Origin of the sequence: Mesorhizobium amorphae, from assembly GCF_014843845.1 — a bacterium.
In the GTDB taxonomy this organism is placed as follows: domain Bacteria; phylum Pseudomonadota; class Alphaproteobacteria; order Rhizobiales; family Rhizobiaceae; genus Mesorhizobium; species Mesorhizobium amorphae_A.
The window spans coordinates 42,798-64,148 of record NZ_JHQS01000051.1 but is presented as its reverse complement, the minus strand read 5'-3'; the positions used below and the strand labels follow the sequence as shown (position 1 = coordinate 64,148).

The 21,351-nt window shown below is 64.2% G+C and carries 21 protein-coding genes; 5 read left to right on the top strand and 16 right to left on the bottom strand.

The window, feature by feature from the left end; translation table 11 throughout:
- Positions 1-70 precede the first annotated feature (70 nt).
- Entirely contained in the window at positions 71-1,504 is a 1,434-nt protein-coding gene (locus DH08_RS18760; RefSeq protein WP_192180745.1) for a DHA2 family efflux MFS transporter permease subunit, read from the bottom strand.
- A gap of 114 nt (positions 1,505-1,618) precedes the next feature.
- On the opposite strand from DH08_RS18760, the gene DH08_RS18755 reads away from it, so the two are divergent.
- Both DH08_RS18755 and DH08_RS18750 read left to right on the top strand, forming a co-directional pair.
- The gene (locus tag DH08_RS18755; RefSeq protein ID WP_192180744.1) at positions 1,619-2,620 is read left to right on the top strand and encodes an ornithine cyclodeaminase family protein; all 1,002 of its coding nucleotides are present in this window, start codon (positions 1,619-1,621) and stop codon (positions 2,618-2,620) included.
- The gene (locus tag DH08_RS18750; protein WP_192180743.1) at positions 2,617-4,098 is read left to right on the top strand and encodes an HAL/PAL/TAL family ammonia-lyase; all 1,482 of its coding nucleotides are present in this window, start codon (positions 2,617-2,619) and stop codon (positions 4,096-4,098) included. Before DH08_RS18755 ends, DH08_RS18750 begins: the two co-directional genes overlap by 4 nt.
- 38 nt (positions 4,099-4,136) lie before the next feature.
- Here DH08_RS18750 and DH08_RS18745 read toward each other — a convergent pair whose 3' ends face one another.
- From DH08_RS18745 to DH08_RS18685, 13 genes are all read right to left on the bottom strand, one after another.
- A complete protein-coding gene (locus DH08_RS18745) occupies positions 4,137-4,940 on the bottom strand; it encodes a 3-methyl-2-oxobutanoate hydroxymethyltransferase (protein ID WP_192180742.1) in 804 nt (267 codons plus the stop codon).
- Positions 4,941-4,970: 30 nt separating this feature from the next.
- A complete protein-coding gene (locus DH08_RS18740; RefSeq protein ID WP_192180741.1) occupies positions 4,971-5,285 on the bottom strand; it encodes a MocE family 2Fe-2S type ferredoxin in 315 nt (104 codons plus the stop codon).
- Positions 5,286-5,332: 47 nt separating this feature from the next.
- Positions 5,333-6,427, bottom strand: coding sequence for a fatty acid desaturase family protein (locus DH08_RS18735; protein WP_192180740.1), 1,095 nt, complete (start codon positions 6,425-6,427; stop codon positions 5,333-5,335).
- A 19-nt stretch (positions 6,428-6,446) separates the two neighbouring features.
- Entirely contained in the window at positions 6,447-7,361 is a 915-nt protein-coding gene (locus DH08_RS18730; protein ID WP_192180739.1) for a sugar phosphate isomerase/epimerase family protein, read from the bottom strand.
- Between the two features lie 57 nt (positions 7,362-7,418).
- Complete coding sequence (locus DH08_RS18725) at positions 7,419-8,507, bottom strand: Gfo/Idh/MocA family protein (protein ID WP_192180738.1); 1,089 nt, start codon at positions 8,505-8,507, stop codon at positions 7,419-7,421.
- Positions 8,508-8,638: 131 nt separating this feature from the next.
- Positions 8,639-9,706 carry an ABC transporter ATP-binding protein gene (locus DH08_RS18720; protein WP_192180737.1) on the bottom strand — a complete coding sequence of 356 codons (1,068 nt, stop codon included), beginning with the start codon at positions 9,704-9,706 and terminating at the stop codon, positions 8,639-8,641.
- Complete coding sequence (locus DH08_RS18715; protein WP_192180736.1) at positions 9,706-10,494, bottom strand: ABC transporter permease; 789 nt, start codon at positions 10,492-10,494, stop codon at positions 9,706-9,708. Before DH08_RS18715 ends, DH08_RS18720 begins: the two co-directional genes overlap by 1 nt.
- Entirely contained in the window at positions 10,494-11,363 is an 870-nt protein-coding gene (locus DH08_RS18710; RefSeq protein WP_192180735.1) for an ABC transporter permease, read from the bottom strand. The genes DH08_RS18715 and DH08_RS18710 overlap by 1 nt, the downstream gene beginning before the upstream one ends.
- A 68-nt stretch (positions 11,364-11,431) precedes the next feature.
- Positions 11,432-12,493, bottom strand: a complete 1,062-nt coding sequence (locus DH08_RS18705) for an extracellular solute-binding protein (protein ID WP_192180734.1) — start codon at positions 12,491-12,493, stop codon at positions 11,432-11,434.
- Between the two features lie 40 nt (positions 12,494-12,533).
- Positions 12,534-13,502: a PfkB family carbohydrate kinase gene (locus DH08_RS18700; protein ID WP_192180733.1), complete on the bottom strand. Its 969-nt coding sequence runs from the start codon at positions 13,500-13,502 to the stop codon at positions 12,534-12,536.
- Positions 13,499-14,539, bottom strand: coding sequence for an ADP-ribosylglycohydrolase family protein (locus DH08_RS18695; protein WP_192180732.1), 1,041 nt, complete (start codon positions 14,537-14,539; stop codon positions 13,499-13,501). The genes DH08_RS18700 and DH08_RS18695 overlap by 4 nt, the downstream gene beginning before the upstream one ends.
- A 3-nt stretch (positions 14,540-14,542) precedes the next feature.
- Positions 14,543-15,268, bottom strand: a complete 726-nt coding sequence (locus tag DH08_RS18690; RefSeq protein ID WP_192180731.1) for a GntR family transcriptional regulator — start codon at positions 15,266-15,268, stop codon at positions 14,543-14,545.
- 86 nt (positions 15,269-15,354) lie between these two features.
- Positions 15,355-16,125, bottom strand: coding sequence for an IclR family transcriptional regulator domain-containing protein (locus DH08_RS18685; protein ID WP_192180730.1), 771 nt, complete (start codon positions 16,123-16,125; stop codon positions 15,355-15,357).
- Between the two features lie 118 nt (positions 16,126-16,243).
- Here DH08_RS18685 and DH08_RS18680 point away from each other — a divergent pair, with 118 nt between their 5' ends.
- The 3 genes from DH08_RS18680 to pcaF are packed head-to-tail and all read left to right on the top strand — an operon-like array spanning position 16,244 to position 19,107.
- A complete protein-coding gene (locus tag DH08_RS18680; protein WP_192180729.1) occupies positions 16,244-17,101 on the top strand; it encodes a CoA transferase subunit A in 858 nt (285 codons plus the stop codon).
- On the top strand, positions 17,098-17,901 hold the full coding sequence (locus DH08_RS18675) for a CoA-transferase subunit beta (RefSeq protein ID WP_192180728.1): 804 nt from the start codon (positions 17,098-17,100) through the stop codon (positions 17,899-17,901). The genes DH08_RS18680 and DH08_RS18675 overlap by 4 nt, the downstream gene beginning before the upstream one ends.
- On the top strand, positions 17,902-19,107 hold the full coding sequence (gene pcaF / locus DH08_RS18670) for a 3-oxoadipyl-CoA thiolase (protein ID WP_192180727.1): 1,206 nt from the start codon (positions 17,902-17,904) through the stop codon (positions 19,105-19,107).
- A 13-nt stretch (positions 19,108-19,120) separates the two neighbouring features.
- On the opposite strand, the gene pobA is transcribed toward pcaF, so the two are convergent.
- The gene (pobA, locus tag DH08_RS18665; RefSeq protein WP_192180726.1) at positions 19,121-20,293 is read right to left on the bottom strand and encodes a 4-hydroxybenzoate 3-monooxygenase; all 1,173 of its coding nucleotides are present in this window, start codon (positions 20,291-20,293) and stop codon (positions 19,121-19,123) included.
- Positions 20,293-21,345, bottom strand: coding sequence for a 3-carboxy-cis,cis-muconate cycloisomerase (locus DH08_RS18660; RefSeq protein ID WP_192180725.1), 1,053 nt, complete (start codon positions 21,343-21,345; stop codon positions 20,293-20,295). The genes pobA and DH08_RS18660 overlap by 1 nt, the downstream gene beginning before the upstream one ends.
- Positions 21,346-21,351: the final 6 nt, after the last annotated feature.

Genomic DNA, 21,351 nt, shown 5'->3' with positions numbered 1-21,351 from the left:
GCATCGACCGCCCTTCTCCCCTGTGGAGAAGGTGAATCGGCGCGCCTACGCCGGAGCGATAAATTCGACGTCAATTCTCCAGCGCATGGCCCGAAACTTCGGCGCCCGCACTGCGCGGCAATGCCAGGAAGCGGAATGCGGCTACCAGCCCGATCACGCCGATCACGAGGAAGGCTATCCGGAAGTCGACGAGATCGAGCGCCGGTTGGCCTCTGGCGATCTGCGACAAATTGAGGATCGCCGCCGCGACCGCGACGCCGAACAGCATCGCCACCTGCTGCAGCATGCTGGACAGGGTCGCCGCGGAACTGCGCTGCGTGGCCGCGATGTCGGCGAAGGCTAGCGTGTTGAGCGCGGTGAACTGCATTGAGCGCGACAGGCCGGCGATCAGCATCAGCGCCACCACCAGCGCCTGCGGTGTCTGCGGCGAGATCGCCGCGCAGGCGATGATCGACAGGGAGGCGACCACGCCGTTGACGACCATCACCGAGCGAAAACCGAAGCGCCTCAGCGTCGGCGTCGTCACCGCTTTCATGCCGAGATTGCCGAGGAAATAGGCGAAGATCATCATGCCGGCATCGATCGGGCTGAGGCCGAAGCCGACCTGGAACAGCAGCGGCAACAGGAACGGCGTGGCGTTGATCGCAACCCGGAAGATGGTGCCGGCCGACAATGTCGAGAGGGCGAAGGTCAGCACTTTGAACGATGAAAGGTCGAGCAGCGGATGCGGCGTGCGCAAGAGGTGGCGCACAGCCAACCAGCCGATCAGGCTGCCAAGGGCGAGCAGCATCACGGTCGGCAAGACGCCATCTTCCGCATGCGCGATGCGCTCGAGGCCGTAGAGCAGGCAAGCGAGCCCCGCCGATGTCAGGAAAAAGCCCGGCCAGTCGAGCGGCTTTCGGTCGGCCTCGCGGTAACCGGGGACGAAGCGGGCGACCAGCACCAGGCCGGCCAGCCCAAGCGGAATGTTGATGAAGAAGTTCCAGTGCCAGGAGAGCGCAGTGGTGATGAAGCCGCCGAGCACCGGCCCGACCACCGGCGCAAACAGCGCCGGCCAGGTGATCAGCGCGGTGGCGTTGAGCAATTCCGATTTGGAGGCGTTGCGCAGCACCAGGATGCGCCCGACCGGCGTCATCAACGCACTGCCGAGGCCCTGCACGGCGCGCGCGGCGACGAATTCGGTCAAATTCTCCGAGAAGCCGCAGGCGATCGAGGCCAGCGTGAACAGCGCTATCGCCACAAGGAAGATGTTGCGCGCCCCGAAACGGTCGGCGAGCCAGCCGGACAGTGGCACGAACACCGCCATTGTCAGCATGTAGACGGTAATGCCGATGCTCATCGCCACCGCCGGCACGCCGAAGCTGGCTCCCATCTGCGGCAGCGAGGTCGAGATGATCGTCGAATCCAGCAGCTGCATGAAGAAGGCGATGGCGACGATCAGCGCCACGCGCCGCGAATTCGTGGCCGTTTTTGACGAAACTTCACTTTCGGGGATGGCAGTCATGACGAACCGGTTTGAACAGCATTTGGCCGGCTGCGTCCAGATATCGACTAACAAACTTTCGTGTCGCCTCGCCGCCTGCTATGGCATGAAAGGGGCTCCCGGGAACACGCACGCATGAAGCCCATCTATATCGACTACCTCAACGCCCTCGACATCGAGGCGCTTGCCATGACCGATGCCGAAATCATCGACGCGGTCGAGGCCGGGCTCGTCGCCCAGGGCAACGGCCAGACCGTGATCGAGCCGCGTGTCGATCTCGAGCCCGACCCGTCCTTCCATGGCCATTTCAATGTTCTGCGCGGCTACGTCGCGCCGCTCGATGCGGCCGGCGTCAAGATCGTCGGCGACTATGTCGACAACTACAAGCATGGCCTGCCCTCGGAGTTCGGCATCCTGAACCTGTTCGATCCGCGCACCGGCACGCCGCGCGCGATCCTGGACGCCACCGTCATCACCGACATGCGCACCGGAGCGATCACCGCCATCGGCGCGAAACATCTGGCGAAGAAGACATCGAACGTGCTCGCCCATATCGGCGCGCGCGGCACCGCCTACTGGAACGTGCGCCTGCTCGATCATCTCTTCGACTTCAACGAGATCCGCGTCCATTCGCGCCGGCCCGAAAGCCGCGACGGCTTTGCCGCCAAACTGGCGGCGGACCTTGGCAAGCCGGTCACGGCGGTGGCCGACTGGAAGACTTGCGTGGAAGGCGCCGACATCGTCGTCGAGGCCTCGCGGCTGCCGGAACCGCAGCCGCTGCTCAAGACCGAATGGATCAAGCGTGGCGCGCTGGTCGTGCCTTACGGCACGATGAGCGCAGTGGAGCTGTCGCTGACCGACATCATGCAGAAAATCGTCGTCGACGATTGGGGCCAGTGCAAGGGCGGCAAGTTCGGTTCGCTGCGCGCCCATGTCGAGACGGGACGGCTGAGCGAGAAGTCGCTGCATGCCGAACTTGGCCAGATCGCCGCCGGGCTGAAAGCCGGACGTCAGAGCGACGGCGAGACGATCCTGTTCTGGCATCGCGGCCTGTCGCTGTCCGACATCGCGCTCGGCAAGGCGATGCTGGCCAAGGCCCAGGCGCAAGGCATCGGCCAAAGGTTGCGTTTCGCATGAGCCCGCTCGTTCTCACCGGCGCCGGCGTCAGCATCGAGGACGTTGCATCCGTCGCCCGCGAGGGATGCAAGGTGGAGGTCACACCCACTGTCCTGGAACGGCTGGTCAAGGCGCGCAAGGTGCTCGATGACGCCGCGGCCGCCGGCCAGCAGATCTACGGTCTCAACACCGGGCTCGGCGCCAATCTCGGCACGTCGGTCAGCGGCGACGCCAGCGCCTTCCAGCGCCAGCTTCTCGACGGTCGCAGTGGTGCGGTCGGCGAGCCTTTACCCTTCGAAACCGTGCGCGCCGTCATGTTTGCCCGCGTCGCGATGCTTGCTGCAGGCGGCTCCGGCCTGTCGCCGCATGTGTTCGTAGCCTTGCTCGACGCGCTCAACGCCGGTGTCCATCCGGTCATGCCGTCGCTGGCTTCGATCGGCGCCGGCGACCTGGTGCTGATGGCGGCGCTCGGCCGCATGCTGATCGGCGAAGGCGAAGCCGACTATCAGGGCCGGCGCATGCCCTCGGCCAAGGCGCTGATGATGGCGCGCCTCGCGCCCGTAAGCCTGGCACCCAAGGACGGGCTGTCGCTGATCAATGCCTCGGCCGGCTCCACCGGCAGCGGCGCGCTGGCGCTCGCCGATGCGCTCTCTGCCTTCGCCCAACAGCAGCAGGCCGGCGCTCTGACCATGGAAGGCATCGGCGCCAACCACACCGTCCTCGACCCGCGCCTGCATCTGGCGCGGCCCGCCGCATGCCAGCAACTGGCGGCAAAGGGCCTGCGGGAATTGCTTGCCCGCAATGAGCCCCCCGCGCCGACGACCTTGCAGGATCCCCTGTCGATCCGCTGTATGCCGTCGATCCACGGCGCGCTGATCCAGGCGATCGATCACGCGCGGCTGGCCGCCGAGATCGAACTCAATTCAGCTGCCGACAATCCGCTGGTGCTGGGCGAAGACGAATTGGTGCTGTCGACCGGCAACTTCCACACCGCGTCGCTGGCATTGGGCTTCGAGACTCTCGGCCTCGCCATTGCGCAAGCGGCCGCCGCCTGCGCCGCCCGCTTCATCCAGCTAACCGGCTCCGGCCGCAACGGCTTGCCGAAATATCTGTCGCCGCTCGGCGGCGCCTCGGCCGGCTTCGTGCCGCTGCAAAAGACAGTGGCGGCGATCCTGGCCACGCTCCGTCACAAGGCCAATCCGGTGATGCTCGACTTCTTGCCGGTCTCGGAAGGCGTCGAGGACCATGCCACGCAGACTCTGCTGGCCGTTTCGAAATGCGCCGAGATGATCGTGCTGTGGCGGCGGTTGATCGCCTTCGAACTGATGGCCGCCGCACAGGCGATAGACCTGCGCGATGGGCTGACGCTGGCGCCGGCCACCGGCGTGATCCATGCGGCGGTGCGCACGCACGTGCCGAAGCTCACCGAAGACAGGCCGCTCGGCGTCGAGGCCGAGGCGCTCTACGCCGCGCTCGCCAAGGGGAGCTGGCAGGCTTAGCTGCGGCTAACGAGCCGAACCAAGGCAGGCCCGGGCGCTCAGGCCACGCCATCGACCCTCTTCATGAACAGGCTGAGTTCGTTCGGATCCATGTGCACGACGTGCCTGTCTTCCGGGTACGCTCCGCTGTTGACGTCCGCGACGTACTCCGAGAAAGCGGCGATGCGTTCCGCCTGCAGCCGGTCGTATTCGGCGGCGAAGTTGCGATAGACCTTGGAATGGCGGGGCATGTGACCGCGGTTCTGGCCGAGTATGTCCTCGGCGAACAGGTATTGCGCGTCGCAGCCGGTGCCTGCCCCCATCGACAGCATGATCAGCGAGGTGCGTTCCGAGATCGCCTTGGCCACCTCGACCGGCACCACCTCGATCTCTGCGCCGATGGCGCCCGCGGTTTCCAGTTGCTTGACCGCCTCGAAGACCTGCATGGCGGTGTCGGCGGTCTTGCCGACGGCCTTGAAGCCCCCGGTCCAGGTGGCGCGCGACGGGATCAGGCCGACATGGCCGATCACCGGGATCGCATCGTCGGCCATCCGCTTGACGGTGGCGTAGCCGGCGCTGCAATAGACGGCGTCGGCGCCGGCCTTGTAGAGGCGGAACGCCCAGCGCACGAAATCGTCGGCGGTGCCGATCTCGAAAAAATTCTCGCCGGGCATGGTGAACAGGCTCGGCGCCGCATCGCGATACTGAGGATTAAGCACCAGTTCCGGCGGCACCGACACAATGTCGACACCGGCCCGTTCGGCGGCTTCGGCCTCATCCATGGTCAGCACGCGCAGCATGGTCAGCTGCCGCTTGCCTTTCGTGGCGCGCAAATCTGCGATCGTCGGTCTCTTACGGCTCATCGGACTGGTTCCTTGCGGTTTGGGATGCGATCAGTCGATCTCGATCATGACCTTGCCGGCCGCGACCTTGACCGCATAGGTTTTGAGGTTGACGCACACCGGAGCTCCCTTGGCCTGCCCGGTCTTGTAGTTGAAGCGGCCATTGTGCTTGGGGCATTCGATGATCTCGTCCATCACGAGGCCGTCGGCAAGATGCGCCTTCTCATGCGTGCAGAACCCGTCCGTGGCGAAAAAACGGTCGTCCGGGGAGCGATAAATCGCAAAGGTACGGCCGCCATGATCGAAGCGGATAACATCCTCCTCGTCGACATCGTCCACGGCACACGCCTCGACCCATTCGGCCATTTCCGTCTCCTCCTAGTCCCCGCCAGCACGACGGATCACGGCCAAAGCTATTCGGCCGCAGCCGACATATCGACCCCATGGAACTCTTCGCGATAGGGCCGCGCCGTCGGCGGCAATTCGCGCTTGAGGTAATAGTCCTCATATCTCAGCTGCCTCAGAAGTACCGGCCAGACCTCACGATAGGCATGCCAGATCGACGGGTTCGCCACGGGCAGATCGTGCTTGATCAGTTCGTGCAGCCTGGGCAGCGCATGATAGGGCACCATCGGGAACATGTGATGTTCGACATGGTAGTTCATGTTCCAGTAGATGAAGCGGCTGATCGGGTTCATGTAGACGGTGCGGGTATTCAGCCGGTGGTCGACGACATTGTCGGCGAGCCCGATATGCTGCAGCAGGCCGGTCATTACCATGTGCCAGGTGCCGTAGAGGCGCGGCAAGCCGATCAGCGCCAGCGGCAGCCAAGACCTCAGCGCGATCGCAAGAGCGATCGTCGCGACATAGATGGCGACATGCCAGCGCGCGGCGGTGACGGCCTTGGCCTGTTCCATCTCGGGAACGTAGCTCTTCTCGTCGTCCGACAGCCTGCCCAACGCCTGGCGCACCAGTGCCGGCAGCGAGTAGCGGAAATCGAGTATGCCGGTGAAAGCCAGTCCCGCCTTCAGCAAGTCTGGCGGCCGCATCACCGCAATCTCGGCGTCGCGCCCGACGATGATGGTGTCGGTGTGGTGGCGGGCATGGCTCCAGCGCCATGTCACCGGATTGCGCATCACCATGAAGCTGGCGATCTGGTAGACGACATCGTTCATCCAGCGCGTGCGAAAGGCGGTGCCGTGGCCGCATTCGTGCCAGCGCGAGTCGCTTGAGGAGCCGTAGAGCACGCCATAGACGACCAGGAACGGCACGACCCACCAGGTGCCCCAGAACCAGATGATGCCGGCCGCCGAGCCCAGTATGGCGGCGATCCAGATGATCGTGTCGCGGATCGCCGGACCGTCGGAACGCTGCATCAACTCCTTCATCGTCTTGCGCGAGACGTCGGTGTGGTACCATTCGGCCGAGGCAAGCCCGGTCTCGATCGCCCGACGGGTGCTTTCGCCGACCAGGCTGTAATCGCGTTTTGTCTTGGCCGTCGTCGCCATTGTCACCTCCCGCCGGCCCTCAAAGGCCGTTGGCGCGGAATTTCCCATCGAGGAAAGTTTTCGCGCGCGGCACATCGTCTTCGGTCAGATGCTCGATGATGACCGGGATGTTTGGGTGCTTCTCGCTGAGCCGCTTCAGATAAAGGTCATAGTTGAGCGAGCCGAGACCGGGTGCCGGCAGCTCGATCTCGCCGACGCCGCGGAACGTCAGCCCCTCATGTGCGTCGTCGTCGCCGATGTCGGCATGCTTCTCCGACTTGTCGCTGCCGGCGCGCTTGACGTCCTTGGCATGCGCGATCTTGATCTTGTCGGCCAGCGTGTCGAACACCTGGTTGAGCACCTGGTCCATGCGGTCGATGTTGTGCGCCTCGAAATAGTTTGTCGGATCCATCAGCAGGCCAAGGCCGGGATGGTCGACCTGCGCGAACATCCTCACCGTCTCCTCGACCGAACCGACGACGTTGTTGACATAGGTTTCGAGCAGGAACACCGCGCCATGGTCATAGGCGGTCTGGGCGAGATCGGAGATCACCTTGCGGCATTCCTCGAACCCTTCCTCGGTCTTGTTCCTGGGGTGATGCACCCAGTCGGACTCGGTGTTGTAGGTGCCGGTTTCCGAAATCACGTAAGGGCTGCCGAACTCGCGCGCGTTGCGGATGATCTCCTTGAGATAGGCAAGTCGCCGCTCGCGCTCGGCCCTGTCCGGATGAATGATGTTCGTGTAGCCCGACACGCAGCAGATCGGCAAATTGTAGTCGCGGAACGTATCGCGGACCTTGCTTGCCTTGTCCTTCGTAATCTGCCCGGCCGAGAGGTCGATATCCTTGAAATGCAGGTCGAGCTGCACAGTGTTGAAGCCGAGCCCGCGAATGCGCCTGGCGACCTCCTCGAGCTCATAGGGAAAATAGCCGGTGAAGATACCTGCCTGCATCATGATGTGAACTCCTCCCGGTAAGCGATTCAGCCGCCACGCTATTCGATGGCCACATGTTCAGTCAGTCGATATTTCGGACAGCCTGATCGTCCGGCCTTCCGCCATGGAGCGGTAGCCGGCCTCGACCAGCGCCATCGTCTTGACGTTGTCGGCGACGGACAGCGCCGGTGGCGTTCCGGTCTTCACTGCATGCTGCAGCTGTTCCATGACGCCGATGAAGGCATGCGGGAACCACATCGTGTCCCAGCGCGGCGTCACCCATTCGCCGCCCGTCGTCTTTGTCGAGGCATAGGTCAGTGTCGAGGCCACGCCTTTCGGCCAGCCGATCGTGCCCTTGGCCACACCCTTGGTGCCGTCGACGCGCCAGTTGATATGCTGGTCGTCGTGATAGCCTTCCTGGCGCGGTCCGGACCAGACATCCTCGAGCGATATGGCGAGCACGCCTGAGGGAAATCGCAGCGTCGAAACCGTGATGCCGTCGGAGTGCTCGAAGCGCGTGCGCGGGTCCTTGCGCGTCAGCGTGGTGATCTCCTGGGGATCGCCGAACAGGAAGCGCAGCACGTCGAGGTGGTGCACGCTCATATTGGCCAATGTCAGCCGGTCGTAGTCTTCGAGGAAAGTCTGCCAGTGCGGGATCGCATGCATGTCGATCTGCGCGAAGACGATGTCGCCAAGCTCGCCATTGTCGATGATCTGCTTCAGCACACGCATCGACTGGTCGTAGCGCATGTTCTGGTTGACCGAGAGGATCTTGCCGGACTTCGCCGCTTCGTCACGCAGCGCGATCGCTTCGTCGACCGACAGCGCCAGCGGCTTCTGCGCCAGGATCGCCTTGATATGCTTCTGCTTCAGCGCGTGGCGGATCAGCGCCGGCTGCTGGTCGGGCGGAAAGGCAAGATCGACGATCTCGACTCTCTCGTCCTCGATCAACTGCTCCGGCGTGTCGTGAACGGTCGCAATGGCCCAGCGGTCGGCGACCTTCTGGGCATTGGCCCTGGTGCGCGAAGCGATCGCGACGACCGGAAAGCCGGCTTGCTCGTAGGCGGCGAGATGGCATTCGGCCATGATCATGCCGGCGCCGATGCAGCCGATCCGGTATTCGCTGGTGCGAACCTTCACATCCGGTTCGAAACCCGTGCTTGCCATCCATTCCTCCCGTCGAGGACTGGATATAACGCCATGGCCCCTGCATCAGCCAAGCCCGGCACCATCATTTCCCATCAGGACCGGAGAGTGCCAATACCGACATCCGGCTGATCGGACACGCGACAACGCCGCTAGACTGCAGCGATCAGCACGGTGCTTTCCGGCGACCAGCTGAGCATCACCGGCTGACCCTCGGCGAGGCGATCGGCGCCGGTATTCTGCACGATCACCTTCAGTGTCTGCCCGGCACGTTCGACGAAATATGTGCTGTTGTTGCCGGCGAAGATGCGCTTGGAGACCTGTCCCTTAAGGCTATTGGCGTTGGCCGACTCCAGCCTGCCCGTGCCGGTCGATATCTGGATGCGTTCGGGCCGAACGGCGCAGCTGGCCTTGGCGCCGGCAGCAAGCTTCGCGCCGGCGCCTGCAGAAATCTCCGTGCCGTCGGGCAGCTTGATGCCGTTGCCAGTCGCATCGCCGCGAAAAATGTTGGCGTCGCCGAGGAAGGTGGCGGCGAATTCGCTTTGCGGTCTGTCGTAGATCTCCTCCGGCGGCCCTTCCTGCACCAGCCGGCCGTCGCGCAATATGCCGATGCGATCGCTCATCGTCAGCGCTTCTTCCTGGTCGTGGGTGACGAAAATGGTGGTGATGCCGATCTCGCGCTGGATGCGCTTCAGTTCGATCTGCATGTCGACGCGCAGCGCCTTGTCGAGCGCGCCGAGTGGCTCGTCGAGCAGCAGCACCCGCGGCTTGGTGACGATGGCGCGGGCCAGCGCCACGCGCTGGCGCTGGCCGCCGGAAAGCTGGTGCGGACGGCGCCCGCCGAGCTTGCCAAGCTGCACCAGGTCGAGCGCGCGCTGCACCTCGCTTGCGATGGTCGCTTTCGGCTCGCCGCGCACCGACAGGCCGAAGGCGACATTGTCGGCGACGCTCATGTTCGGGAACAGCGCATAATTCTGGAACACCATGCCGATGCGCCGCTTCTCCACAGGCACCCGCTCGACGCTCTCGCCGCCGATCGAAATGCGACCGGAATCGGGAAAGTCGAAACCGGCGATCTGCCTGAGCAGCGTGGTCTTGCCGCTGCCCGACGGGCCAAGCAGTGCATAAAAGCCGCCGTCGGCGAAATCGATGGAGACGTCGTCCAGCGCCTTGTGCGCGCCGAAATTGCGGGAGACGTTCGATACCTGGACGCCGGCCATTATTTCTCTCCGCCGAATTTGAAGAAGCGCGCCGTGAGCAGCATTAATGCCATCGAGACGACGATGATGATCGTCGAGACCGCGTTGATCTCGGGCGTGAAACCTTTGCGGATCGCCGCGTAGATCTCGACCGGCAGCGTCGTCTGCCCAGGCGTCGACAGGAAATAGGAGACGACGAACTGGTCGAACGACACGGCGAATGCGAACAGCCCGCCGGCGATCACGCCGGGCATGATCCATGGCAGCGTCACACGGCTGGTCACCTGCCATTGGTTGGCGCCGAGCGAGCGCGCCGCCTCTTCCAGTTCCGGCGCGAAGGTCTGCAGCCGCGCCGACACCACGACGATGACATAGGGCAGCGCCAGCGCCACATGGCCGAGCAGGATCGCAAACAGGCCGCGGCCGATGCCGACCCCGAAGAAGAAGATCAGCATCGCCGTGCCGGTGATCAGCCACGGAATGGCGATCGGCGGAAACAGCAGCGCCTGCAGGACTTTCTTGCCGCGGAAGTCATAGCGGTAAAGCGCCAGCGACGCCGCCGAGCCGAGCACCGTGCAGATGAGCGTGGTGATCACGGCGATCTCGATGCTGTTCCAGGTCGCCGAGATCAGCTGGTCGTTCTGCCATAGCGATGCGTACCATTCCGTCGTCCATTCGAACGGCAATTGGTAGAAGGGCGAAACGTTGAACGACATCAGCGCCATGATGACGATCGGCAGATAGAGGAAGGCGAGCAGCAGCCAGATGTAGAGGCGGCCGAGCCATTCAAGGACGCGCGTCGTCATCATCACGCGGCCCTCCGCAGGACCGGCGACGCCACCGCCAAAATGACCAGCACCACAGCCAGCAGGATGAAGGACAAGGCCGCGCCAAGCGGCCAGTTGAACACGGCGACGAACTGGTCCTCGATGACCGTGCCGTAGAAGGTACCGGTTCGGCCGCCAAGGATGCGCGGCTCCATGAACGAGCCGACGACCGGCACGAAGATCAAAGCCGCACCCGCCACCAGCCCGGGCATGGAGAGCGGGATGATGATCCGCTTCAGCACTTGCAGCCGCGTCGCGCCGAGCGAACGCCCGGCCTCGATCAGCGAGTCATCGATGGCCTGAAGCGTGAGATAACAGGTCAGCACCATGTAGGGCACGTAGGAGTGCACCAGGCCAATGATGACGGCCGGATAGGAATACATCAAGTCGATGTTGATCTTGAACGGCAACACGGCATTGAGAGCCGTGTCGAGGATACCGCCTTCGCGCAGCACCATCGCCCAGGAGAAGATGCGCACCAGCCCGTTCGACCAGAACGGCAGGATGACGAGGAGGAAGATTGCCTCGCGGCTGCGCCCCTTCAGTACCTTGGCCAGCACATAGGCTGCCGGATAGCCGATGACGACGCACCACAGCGTCACCTCGAGGCCGAGGCGCAGCGAAGCCAAGAGCAGCGTCAGATAGAGGCTTTGCGAGAAGAAAGCGGCGTAGTTGCCGAGCGTGAACGCCCACGGTTTTCCCGACAGCGGCAACTCGGTCATGAACGAGAAAAAGACCATGGCCGACAAGGGCAGGAAGATCGCCACCGTCAGCCAGAGATAGGCAGGCGCAAGCAGCGGCAAGGCCGATCTCAGCCCGCTGCGCGTCGCGGTCGCACTCTGTGCTGCCATGATGCCTCTCCTCCCCAGGATCGGAAGGACCAGCCGGCGAGGATCGCCGGCTGGCCCGGACGTCGGCTTTACTTCACGTCGACCTTGAGCTGCTGCCACAGCGCCAGATAGGCCTCGCGCTGCGCGTCGGTGATCGGCGCCTGGAACTGGATGCGCTTGGCCACCTCGGGATCACCCATGACCTTGCGGTTGAACGCGTCTTCGGGAAGTGCGGCAACCGCCTTGGTGTTGGCCGACACCGGCGCGCCGACCTTGGTGACCCATTCGACATAGAATGCCGGGTCGATCATGTAGTTGATGAAGGCCTCGGCACCCTCGACATTCTTGGAACCGACCGGGATCGAAAAGGCATCGAGCCAGGCGACGGCGCCTTCCTGCGGGATGACCAGCGAGACCGGCAGCTTGAAGTGGGTCTTGGCGCGATCGGCCGAGCCGCTCCAATAGGTGCCGATGTCGATCTGGTTGGAAGCCACCATCTGGTTCCAGTCGTTCTCCGAGCTCCAGAACGTCTTGATCTGCGGCATCAGCGAGGTCAGCTTCGCCTTGACCGCTTCCATATCCTTGATGTCGTTGATGTTCTGTCCCGTGGCGATGGCGCCGAACTGGACAGCTTCGACGGCGTCGTCACGGATGACGACACGGCCCTTGTGCGCGGCGTCCCACATAACGGCGATGCTCGTCGGCGGCTTGTCGAAGGATTTTTCGTTGATGGCCAGGGCGGTCAGGCCCCACACCCACGGCACGCCATAGACCTTGCCGTCATGGTCGAGCATCGGCGAGCCCGCCTTGTCCGGACTGATGTCGGCATAGTTGGAAAGCTTCGACACATCGATCGGCTGGATCAGCTTCTCGGCCATCGCCTGGTCGTTGAAGGCGGCGTTGATCATCACGACATCGTAGAGACCGGGATTGGTCCGGAGCTTGGTCAGCATTTCCTGTTCGGAATTGAAGAAGTCGTTGACGACCTTGTTGCCGGTCGCCTTCTCGAAGGCGGCGATCGCCCACGGCTCATCGGCGCCATAACCCTTCCAGTTGAGCACGTGCACTTCGGCCGCGCTGGCGGCCAGCGCGAGCGCGGAGGTGAGGACGGCGGTCGCCGTCAGCAGGATAGTCAGTCTGGGCATGCGCATGTTCGTTCCTCTCATTGTTTGCCCGCTTGGCGGGGCTTGTTTAGGCCTCTTGCTTCCGGCCATGCGCGGTCGACGATCGATCGTGATGGCTGAGGAATTCCTGGATCTCCTGGTTGTTCGGCGACGACGATCCCCCGTGCCGGGTGACCGAAAGTGCCGCCGCCGCATTGGCGTAACGCGCCGCTTCGAAAGCCGGCACGCCGCGCGACAGTGCGCTGACAAAGGAGCCGATATGCGTGTCGCCGGCGCCATTGGTGTCGATTGCATCGACCTTGAAGCCGGGAACTGTTTGCGTGCTGCCGTCGGCCAGCCGCACGAAGCAGCCCTTGGCGCCGGCGCGGATGACGACGCCTTCAGCCTTCGGGCAATGGCTGGAAAGCAGCCGGGCGGCGAGTGCCTCGACAGCGCCGAGGCCGGCGATCTCGGCCGCCTCCGTCGTGTTGCAGCTCAGCCAGGTGGTGTGAGCAAGCACCCGGTCGAGAATGGCGCGCGGAATGTCCGCGATGACCGGCGCCGGGTCGAAGACGAAGGGGATGTCTGCCGGCAGCGCTTCGATCCAGTCGGCCAGCGCATCACGGCTGCCGGAATAGCTCAGCGTATAGCCGGAGGCAAAAACCCAATCTCCTGCCGAGGCTTGCACGGGCGCCATCATGTCGAGGCTGAGCACGCTTTCGGCGCCGGGCCACGACACGAAGGTGCGTTCGGCGTCGCTGCTGATCATGGCGACGCAATTGCCGCTGTCCATCACGGGTGAAGCCGGCGTCAGCGTTTCGATGCTTTCGGCGGCAAAGGCGGCGCGCAAAAAGTCGCCATTCGGCCCGCTGCCGAGCTGGCCGCCGAAAACGACAGTCATGCCGGTGCGGCTGGCCGCGACCATCATGTTGAAACCGCCGCCCGCGACCTGGGCAAAGTCCGATGCGGTTTTCTCCGTGCCCGGCGCCGGCAAGGCGTCGATGCGGTAGACATAATCGACAACCGCGCTGCCGATATGGACGAGACGCCCGCTCATGCTGCCGCATCCTTGCCGGGGCCGGCCTTGGCCACGCGTGCCGCGACAAGATCGGTAGCCAGTGCACGAACCTGCGCGATGTCGATACCGACGAGCCTGGCGATGTGCTGTTGCGGCAGCCGGGAAAAACCTGTGCAGGCGCCGGCCATGCCGGCGGCTATGGCGCCGATCGTGTCGGTGTCGCCGCCGAGATTGGCGCTGATGACGGCCGCCTGCCACGGATCGCCTGCGGCGACCTCGAGAACGGCGAAGGCCGCCGGAACCGATTCCTGGCTGGCGACGCCGGTGCCGATGAGATCGACGATGAGCCGGATGGCGTCCTGCATCGCTCTGCCGCGCACAAGCTCCTGCGCCCACACGATGCGCGCGGCGATGTCGCCGCCAGTGACCCAGTGCCCGAGCGCGGCACCCTGCCTGGCAGCCGCGACGGCGCTATCGGAAGCGGCGCGCCAGTCGCCACCGGCAACGCCGCGGCTGACGGCGGCGGCGACGGCTGCGGCCGAGGCGATGGCGATCGAGGTGTTGTGCGTGGCCCGGCAGGTTTCGGCCACCTTGGCGACAAAAGCGTCGAGCGGCGCCAGCGGCATCATGATGCCAACCGGCGCGATACGCATGGCCGCGCCGTTGGTGTCGCCGCCCCGCCCAGCCTCTTCCGGCGGCACGCCATTGTTGATGGCATCGATGGCACGCTTGGTCGATGGACCCAAAAGGTCATAGCTGCCGCGCGCCTTGACGTCGCGTTCCCAGTCGAGCAGCGCATTGACCCAGCGCGCATGGTCGAAGCGGTCGCCGGAATCGACCAGGATCCGGCCGAGCAACAGCGCCTGTTCGGTGTCGTCGGTGATGGTGCCTGCCAGCAAACCCTTCGACACCGGGTGATCGGCGACGGGGGCAACAAAATCCTCGACATGGCCGTAGTGCGCCGCAATGCGGGCCGGCGACAAAAGCTGAGTCGGCATGCCGAGCGCATCTCCAAGCGCCCCGCCGACAAGCGCGCCCATGGCGCGATCGAGCGTATCCTTGGCGGTGTCCGGCATCGCTCAGTATCTCATATGCAGCGCGAAATGCGCCGGGTTGAGCAGGCTGGTGACATATTCGATCGGCCGGTCATCAGCGGCGCGCGTCAAACGACGACCGCGCAGGAAGGGCGTGCCTTGCGGGCAGCCGAGAATGGCCGCATCCTCGGAATTCAGCATTTCGATGCCGACCCATTCCTCGCCATGGTCGGGAATGAGACCGGCGCCGCGCAGGGTCTGGTGCAGCGAACCCTCGCGCAGGCCACGCAGCGGCACGTCCTCCAGCTCGGGCGACAGCGGCAGGCGGCTGCGTTCGATCGAAATCGCATGGCCGTCGCTGGCGTTGGTGCGCACCCGGTCGACAGCGATGAAGAATGGGCTCTCGATGCCGAGCAGCGCCGCAAGATCGGCGTCCTCGATCACCTCCAGCCGCAGTGTTCGCGTCTCGGCATTGGCGCCGGCATTGGCGAGCGCCCGCGACCAGCCGATCGCATCGTCGACCGGCTTGCCGTCGAAAGTGACGAAGGAGCCGATGCCGACCCTGGTGGTGATCAGCCCGCGGCTGGACAGCTCCTCGAGGCCTTTGCGGACGGTGTTGCGGCTGACGGAAAAGCGCTGGACGAGCTCGTTCTCGCTCTGCAGGCGATCACCGAAACCGAGCACGCCGGAGCGGATTTCATGTTCGAGAACGGTGGCGATCTGCTCGGGCTTGCCCGTGCCGGGAGACAGTTGAACCGCGCGCCGCTTCATATGGGTACCTGTTCAGTGAACCTGTATAATCCTGTTCAATATTGGATTTTGGCCACCTCGTCAATCGCTAACGATTCGCGTTTTCGTCAGACGAAGAAGAACTCCTCGATGCGCTGTTTCGCACGAAGCAGTGCGGGCAGGATCTCGCGCTCCATCGCCTCGACGGAGAAACGGGCCGACTGGGTCGAGACATTGATCGCAGCCACAGTTTTCCCGGTGCGGTCGCAGATCGGCACGGCGATCGAGCGCAGGCCGAGCTCCAGTTCCTCATCGACGATGGCGAAGTCATCCGCCCTTGCAGCGTCGATCGCTTTGCCCAGCGCGCCACGACTGGTGATCGTCTTCGGCGTCCGCCGCTCGATCTTTGCTTCGGCAAGGAAGGATTTCAGTTCGTCCATACCCAGCCCGGAAAGCAGCACGCGCCCCATCGAGGTGCAATATGCCGGCAGCCTTGTGCCGACATCGAGCGACACGCTGAGGATGCGGCGGCCGGGAATGCGGGCGACATAGACCACATCCTCACCCGACAGCACCGCCGCGTTGCAGGCCTCGTCGAATTGCCCCGCGACCTCGCGCATGATGGGTGCGGCGAAGGCCCACAGCGAAGCACCGCCAAGCCAGGTGCGGGCGACGGTCAGCAGCCGCGGCGACAGCGAAAACAGCCGGCCGGATTGTGTCGCATAGCCGGTCGCGACCAGCGTCAGCAGGAAGCGGCGAGCACCGGCGCGGGTCAGTCCCGCCTCCTCGGCCATTTCGGTCAGCGTCATGCCGGCGGGATGCCTAGCAAGGATTTCCATTACCGCAAGCCCACGTTCGAGCGAGCCGACATGGTCACGCGAAACGCTTTCTTCGTCCATGTGGCCTCCGCAAATACTGCCGCGTCGGGATTGACTCAATGCGATCATCCGACATAAAAGTATCTCATAGCAAACATATGTTCGCAATACGAACTTTTTCGAGTCCGGTGTTCCTGCGATGGTGAAGTTCCTGCCGCTCAAAGAGGCCGTGGCCGAGAACTTGCATGATGGCGACACGGTCGCCTTCGAAGGCTTTACCCATCTGATCCCGACCGCCGCGGCGCATGAGGCGATCCGCCAGGGCTTTCGCGACCTGACCCTGATCCGTATGACGCCCGACCTGATATACGACCAGATGATCGGCATGGGCATGGCGAAGAAGATCATCTTCTCCTATGTCGGCAATCCCGGCGTCGGCCTGCTCAGGCGCGCCCGTGACGCCATCGAGAACGGCTTTCCCAGGTCGATCGAGATTGAAGAGCATAGCCATGCCGGCATGGCCAACGCCTATGAAGCAGGTGCGGCCGGCCTGCCCTGCGCAGTGTTCCGCGGCTATCGCGGCGCCGGTTTGGCGTCGGTCAACCCGAACATCCGCTCGGTCACTTGTCCCTTCACTGGCGAGGTGCTTGCCGCCGTTCCGGCCATTCGGCCCGACGTCAGCTTCATCCATGCGCAGAAGGCCGATAGTAAAGGCAATGTGCTGGTCGAAGGCATCATCGGCATCCAGAAGGAAGCCGTGCTGGCGGCCAAGCGCGCCGTGGTGACGGTCGAGGAAGTGGTCGACAGTTTCGACGATCTCCATCCCAACCTGACCGTGCTGCCAAGTTGGACCGTCACAGCCATCTCGGTCGTGCCCGGCGGCTCGCATCCCTCCTACGCGCATGGCTACTATGTCCGCGACAACGCCGCCTATCTCGAATGGGACGAGATCGCCGCCGACCGTGACCGCTTCCAGGCCTGGATGCAGGCAAACGTCATCGAAAGCAAGGCCGGCGATTTCGCCGCGCGCGTCGAACATCTGAGGCCTGCTGCATGAGCGAGGACCAAAAATTGGGCTTCACCCCCAACGAGATGATGACGATCGCAGCCAGCCGTGCGCTGAAGAACGACGATGTCTGCTTCGTCGGCATCGGCGCGCCGTCTGCCGCCTGCAACGTTGCGCGGCTGACGCATGCGCCCGACATCACCCTGATCTATGAGAGTGGCACCATCGGCACCGCGCCCGACGTTTTGCCGCTGTCGATCGGTGACGGCGAACTCTGCGAAACGGCGGTCACCACCGTCGCGGTGCCGGAGATGTTCCGCTACTGGCTGCAGGGTGGCCGCATCTCGATCGGCTTCCTCGGTGCGGCCCAACTCGACAAATTCGGCAACATCAATACCACCGTCATCGGCGATTATGCACGTCCGAAGACCCGGCTTCCCGGCGGCGGCGGTGCGCCGGAGATCGCTACCTCGTCGAAGGAGGTCTACATCACCATGGCGCAGACCAAGCGCGGCATGGTCGAGAAGATCGATTTCTTCACCTCCTTCGGCCATGGCGAAGGCGGCGGTCACCGCAAGCGTCTGGGCATCGACACGGCAGGCCCGACATTGCTGATCACCGACCTTGCCATCTGGAAGCCGAACCCCGTCACCAAGGAATTCACGGTCGTATCCTTGCATCCCGGTGTCAGCCGCGAACAGGTGCAGGCGACCTGTGGCTGGGTCGTAAAGTTCGCCGAGGCGCTTGACGAAACGCCGGCACCGACGGAACTCGAACTGAAAACATTGCGCGATCTGCAGGCCCGCACCAAGGCCGCGCATGAGGGAACCGCGAAAGAGAAAGCTGCATAGATGGCCGAGGCCTTTATCTGCGACTACATCCGCACGCCGATCGGCCGCTTCGGTGGCGCGCTGTCCTCTGTGCGCTCCGATGATCTCGGTGCGATACCGCTGAAAGCACTGGTCGAACGCAATTCCGGTGTCGACTGGCAGGTGATCGACGACGTCGTCTATGGCTGCGCCAACCAGGCCGGCGAAGACAACCGCAATGTCGCGCGCATGGCGCTGCTGCTTGCGGGACTGCCACAAGACATTCCAGGTTCGACCGTCAATCGCCTCTGCGGTTCCGGCATGGACGCCGTCACGATAGCGGCGCGGGCCATTAAGGCCGGCGAAGCGGAGTTGATGCTTGCCGGCGGTGTGGAATCGATGAGCCGCGCGCCCTTCGTCATGCCCAAGGCCGACGCCGCCTTTTCGCGCAACGCCGAGATCCATGACACCACCATCGGCTGGCGTTTCGTCAACCCGCTGATGAAAAAACAGTACGGCGTCGATTCCATGCCCGAGACCGGCGAGAACGTTGCCGAGGATTTTTCCGTCTCGCGCGCCGACCAGGACGCTTTCGCCGTGCGCAGCCAGGACAAGGCGGTCACCGCTCAAGCCAATGGCCGGCTAGCAAGAGAAATCACGCCGGTGACGATCCCGCAGCGCAAGGGCGATGCGGTGATCGTGTCGAAGGACGAGCATCCCCGCGCCGGTACCACGGTCGAGGCGCTGGCGAAGTTGCCGACTCCGTTCAGGCAAGGCGGCACGGTGACCGCCGGCAACGCGTCCGGCGTCAATGATGGCGCCGCCGCGCTCATCATCGCCTCGGAAGCGGCTGCGAAGAAATACGGACTGACGCCGATCGCCCGCATTCTCGGCGGTGCTGCCGCCGGCGTCGCGCCGCGCATCATGGGCATCGGCCCTGCCCCGGCAACGCAGAAACTCTGTGCCCGCCTCGGCCTGACGCCAAAACAGTTCGACGTGATCGAACTCAACGAAGCTTTTGCCTCCCAGGGCATCGCCGTGCTCCGCCAACTCGGCATTGCCGAGGACGCGGAGCACGTCAATCCGAATGGCGGCGCCATCGCGCTTGGCCACCCGCTCGGCATGTCCGGCGCCCGCATCACCGGCACCGCGGCGCTCGAGCTTCGCGAACGCGGCGGCCGCTATGCTTTGGCCACCATGTGCATCGGCGTCGGCCAGGGCATTGCGATCGCGCTGGAACGGGTGTGACGATTCCCACCGGTCAATAAGGCAAGCCGACATAGTTCTCGGCCAGCGCGGTCGACGCGGCCTGCGAATGCACGAGATAGTCGAGCTCGGCTTCCTGGATGCGCTGGCCGAATTCGCCCGTATCGGGAAACCGGTGTAGCATCGTCGTCATCCACCAGGAAAAACGCACCGCTTTCCAAACTCTGGCAAGCGCCTTGCGGGAATAGGCATCGAGCTCTGCCTGCGAGCTCTCCTGATAAAATTCGCGAAGTCCGGCAAAGAGATAGCGCACGTCGCTCGCAGCAAGGTTTAATCCCTTGGCGCCGGTCGGCGGCACGATATGGGCGGCGTCGCCGACCAGGAACAGCTTGCCGAAGCGCATCGGTTCGGTAACGAAGGAACGCAGCGGCGCGATCGATTTTTCGAAGGACGGTCCGGTGACGACGGCAGCCGCGGTCTGCGGCGGCAAGCGCCGGCGCAACTCGTCCCAGAAGCGGTCGTCCGACCATGCCTCGACACGGTCGTCCAGCGGGCATTGCACATAGTAGCGGCTGCGATGCGTCGAGCGCATCGAGCACAGCGCAAAACCTCGCTCATGGTTGGCATAGACCAGTTCGTGGTCGGCCGGTGGCACCTCGGCCAGCACGCCCAGCCAGCCAAACGGATACTGCCGCTCGAAAGTCTTCAGCGCGCCTTGCGGCACCGATCTGCGGCTGACGCCGTGATAGCCGTCGCAGCCGGCGATGAAGTCGCAGTCGATGCGGTGGCTGACGCCATCCTTGTCATAGGTGACGAAAGGCGTCTCGCCATCGAAATCATGCAGGGCGACATTCGCGGCCTCGTAGACGGTGACGAGCCCTGCCGCCTCGCGCTTGTCCATAAGGTCGTGCGTCACTTCGGTCTGGCCGTAGACGGTGACATGCTTGCCGCCTGTGAGTGCCGCAAGATCGATGCGGTGCAGGCGTCCATCGAAGGCGAGCGAGATGCCGGAATGCGGCAGGCCCTCGGCATGCAGCCGCGCGGCAGCACCCGCCTCCTCAAGCAATTCGACGGTGCCCTGCTCGAGCACGCCGGCACGCACGCGGCCCAGCACATGTTCGCGACTTGAGCGCTCGAGGATGATCGTCTCGACGCCGATGGTGGCGAGAAGCTGGCCGAGCAACAGGCCGGATGGTCCGGACCCGACGATCAAAACCTGTGTGCGCATCAGTGTCCGAGACTTTCGATCTGCCCGGCGAGTTCAGCGGCGAGCCGCAGCGCAGCGGCGGTCGCCACCACCATCTGCGGCAGCAGCAGCCATTCCAGCGTCCACGCCGCACCGGAACGCTCCTGTTCATGCACCAGCGCCTGTTGCATGCCGGAAAGCTGCGTGGCGTTGAAGCGGGCCAGCGCCACCAGTGCCTCGGCCTTCACCGGGTTCTGCTTGTGCGGCATAGCCGACGAACTGCCGCCGCCGGAAAGCGCTATGTCGGTACCGGCCTGCGCGATCAGCGCGATGTCCTGCCCGAACTTGCCGAGGCTGCCCGTCACCAGCGACAGCCAGCCGGCGAAATCGGCAAGCGCGTCGCGCTGGCTATGCCATTGCGGCGCGTCGCCGAGGCCGAGCCTGGCGGCCAGCGCCGCGCGGACAAGCTCGGCCTTGTCGCCCAGTTTCTCCAGCGTGCCGGCCGCACCGCCGAACTGCACCACCAGCAGCCGCCCGGACTGTTCCGACAATCGCAATTGGTTCCGTTGCAGCGGCGCCTGCCACGCCCGGACGCGGTCTGACACCTGGATCGGGATTGCTGGCTGCATGCGGGTCATCGCCATCAGGGCCCTTTTCCCGAACTGCTCTTCGAGAGAAGCAAACCGCACCATATTCTCGGTCAACAGTAGGCCAAGATGCTCGACGACAGGTTTCAGCCGAAGCATCAGCGCGGTGTCGATGACATCCTGGCTGGTCGCCCCGAAATGAACCCACTGGCCATGCGGTTCGCCAACAGCGGTCTTGATCTGCCGCACCAACTCGGGAACTGCGACGCCATCTCTGGCGACGCCGGCGCGCAGCTTCGCCGTGTCGGGCCGGAATGAGGCCAGTGCCATAACGATCGCGGCTTCGGCCTCGTGAGGGATGACGCCGCATGCAGCCTCGGCCTCCGCCAGCGAGCGCTCGAAGGCGAGCATCGCGGCGATTTCCGCTTCCACGGAAAAATGCCTCGCCGCCTCCTCGTCGCCGAGAAGGCCGGACAGCAGCGGATGGTCGAAGGGCGATACGGTCATGTCGCG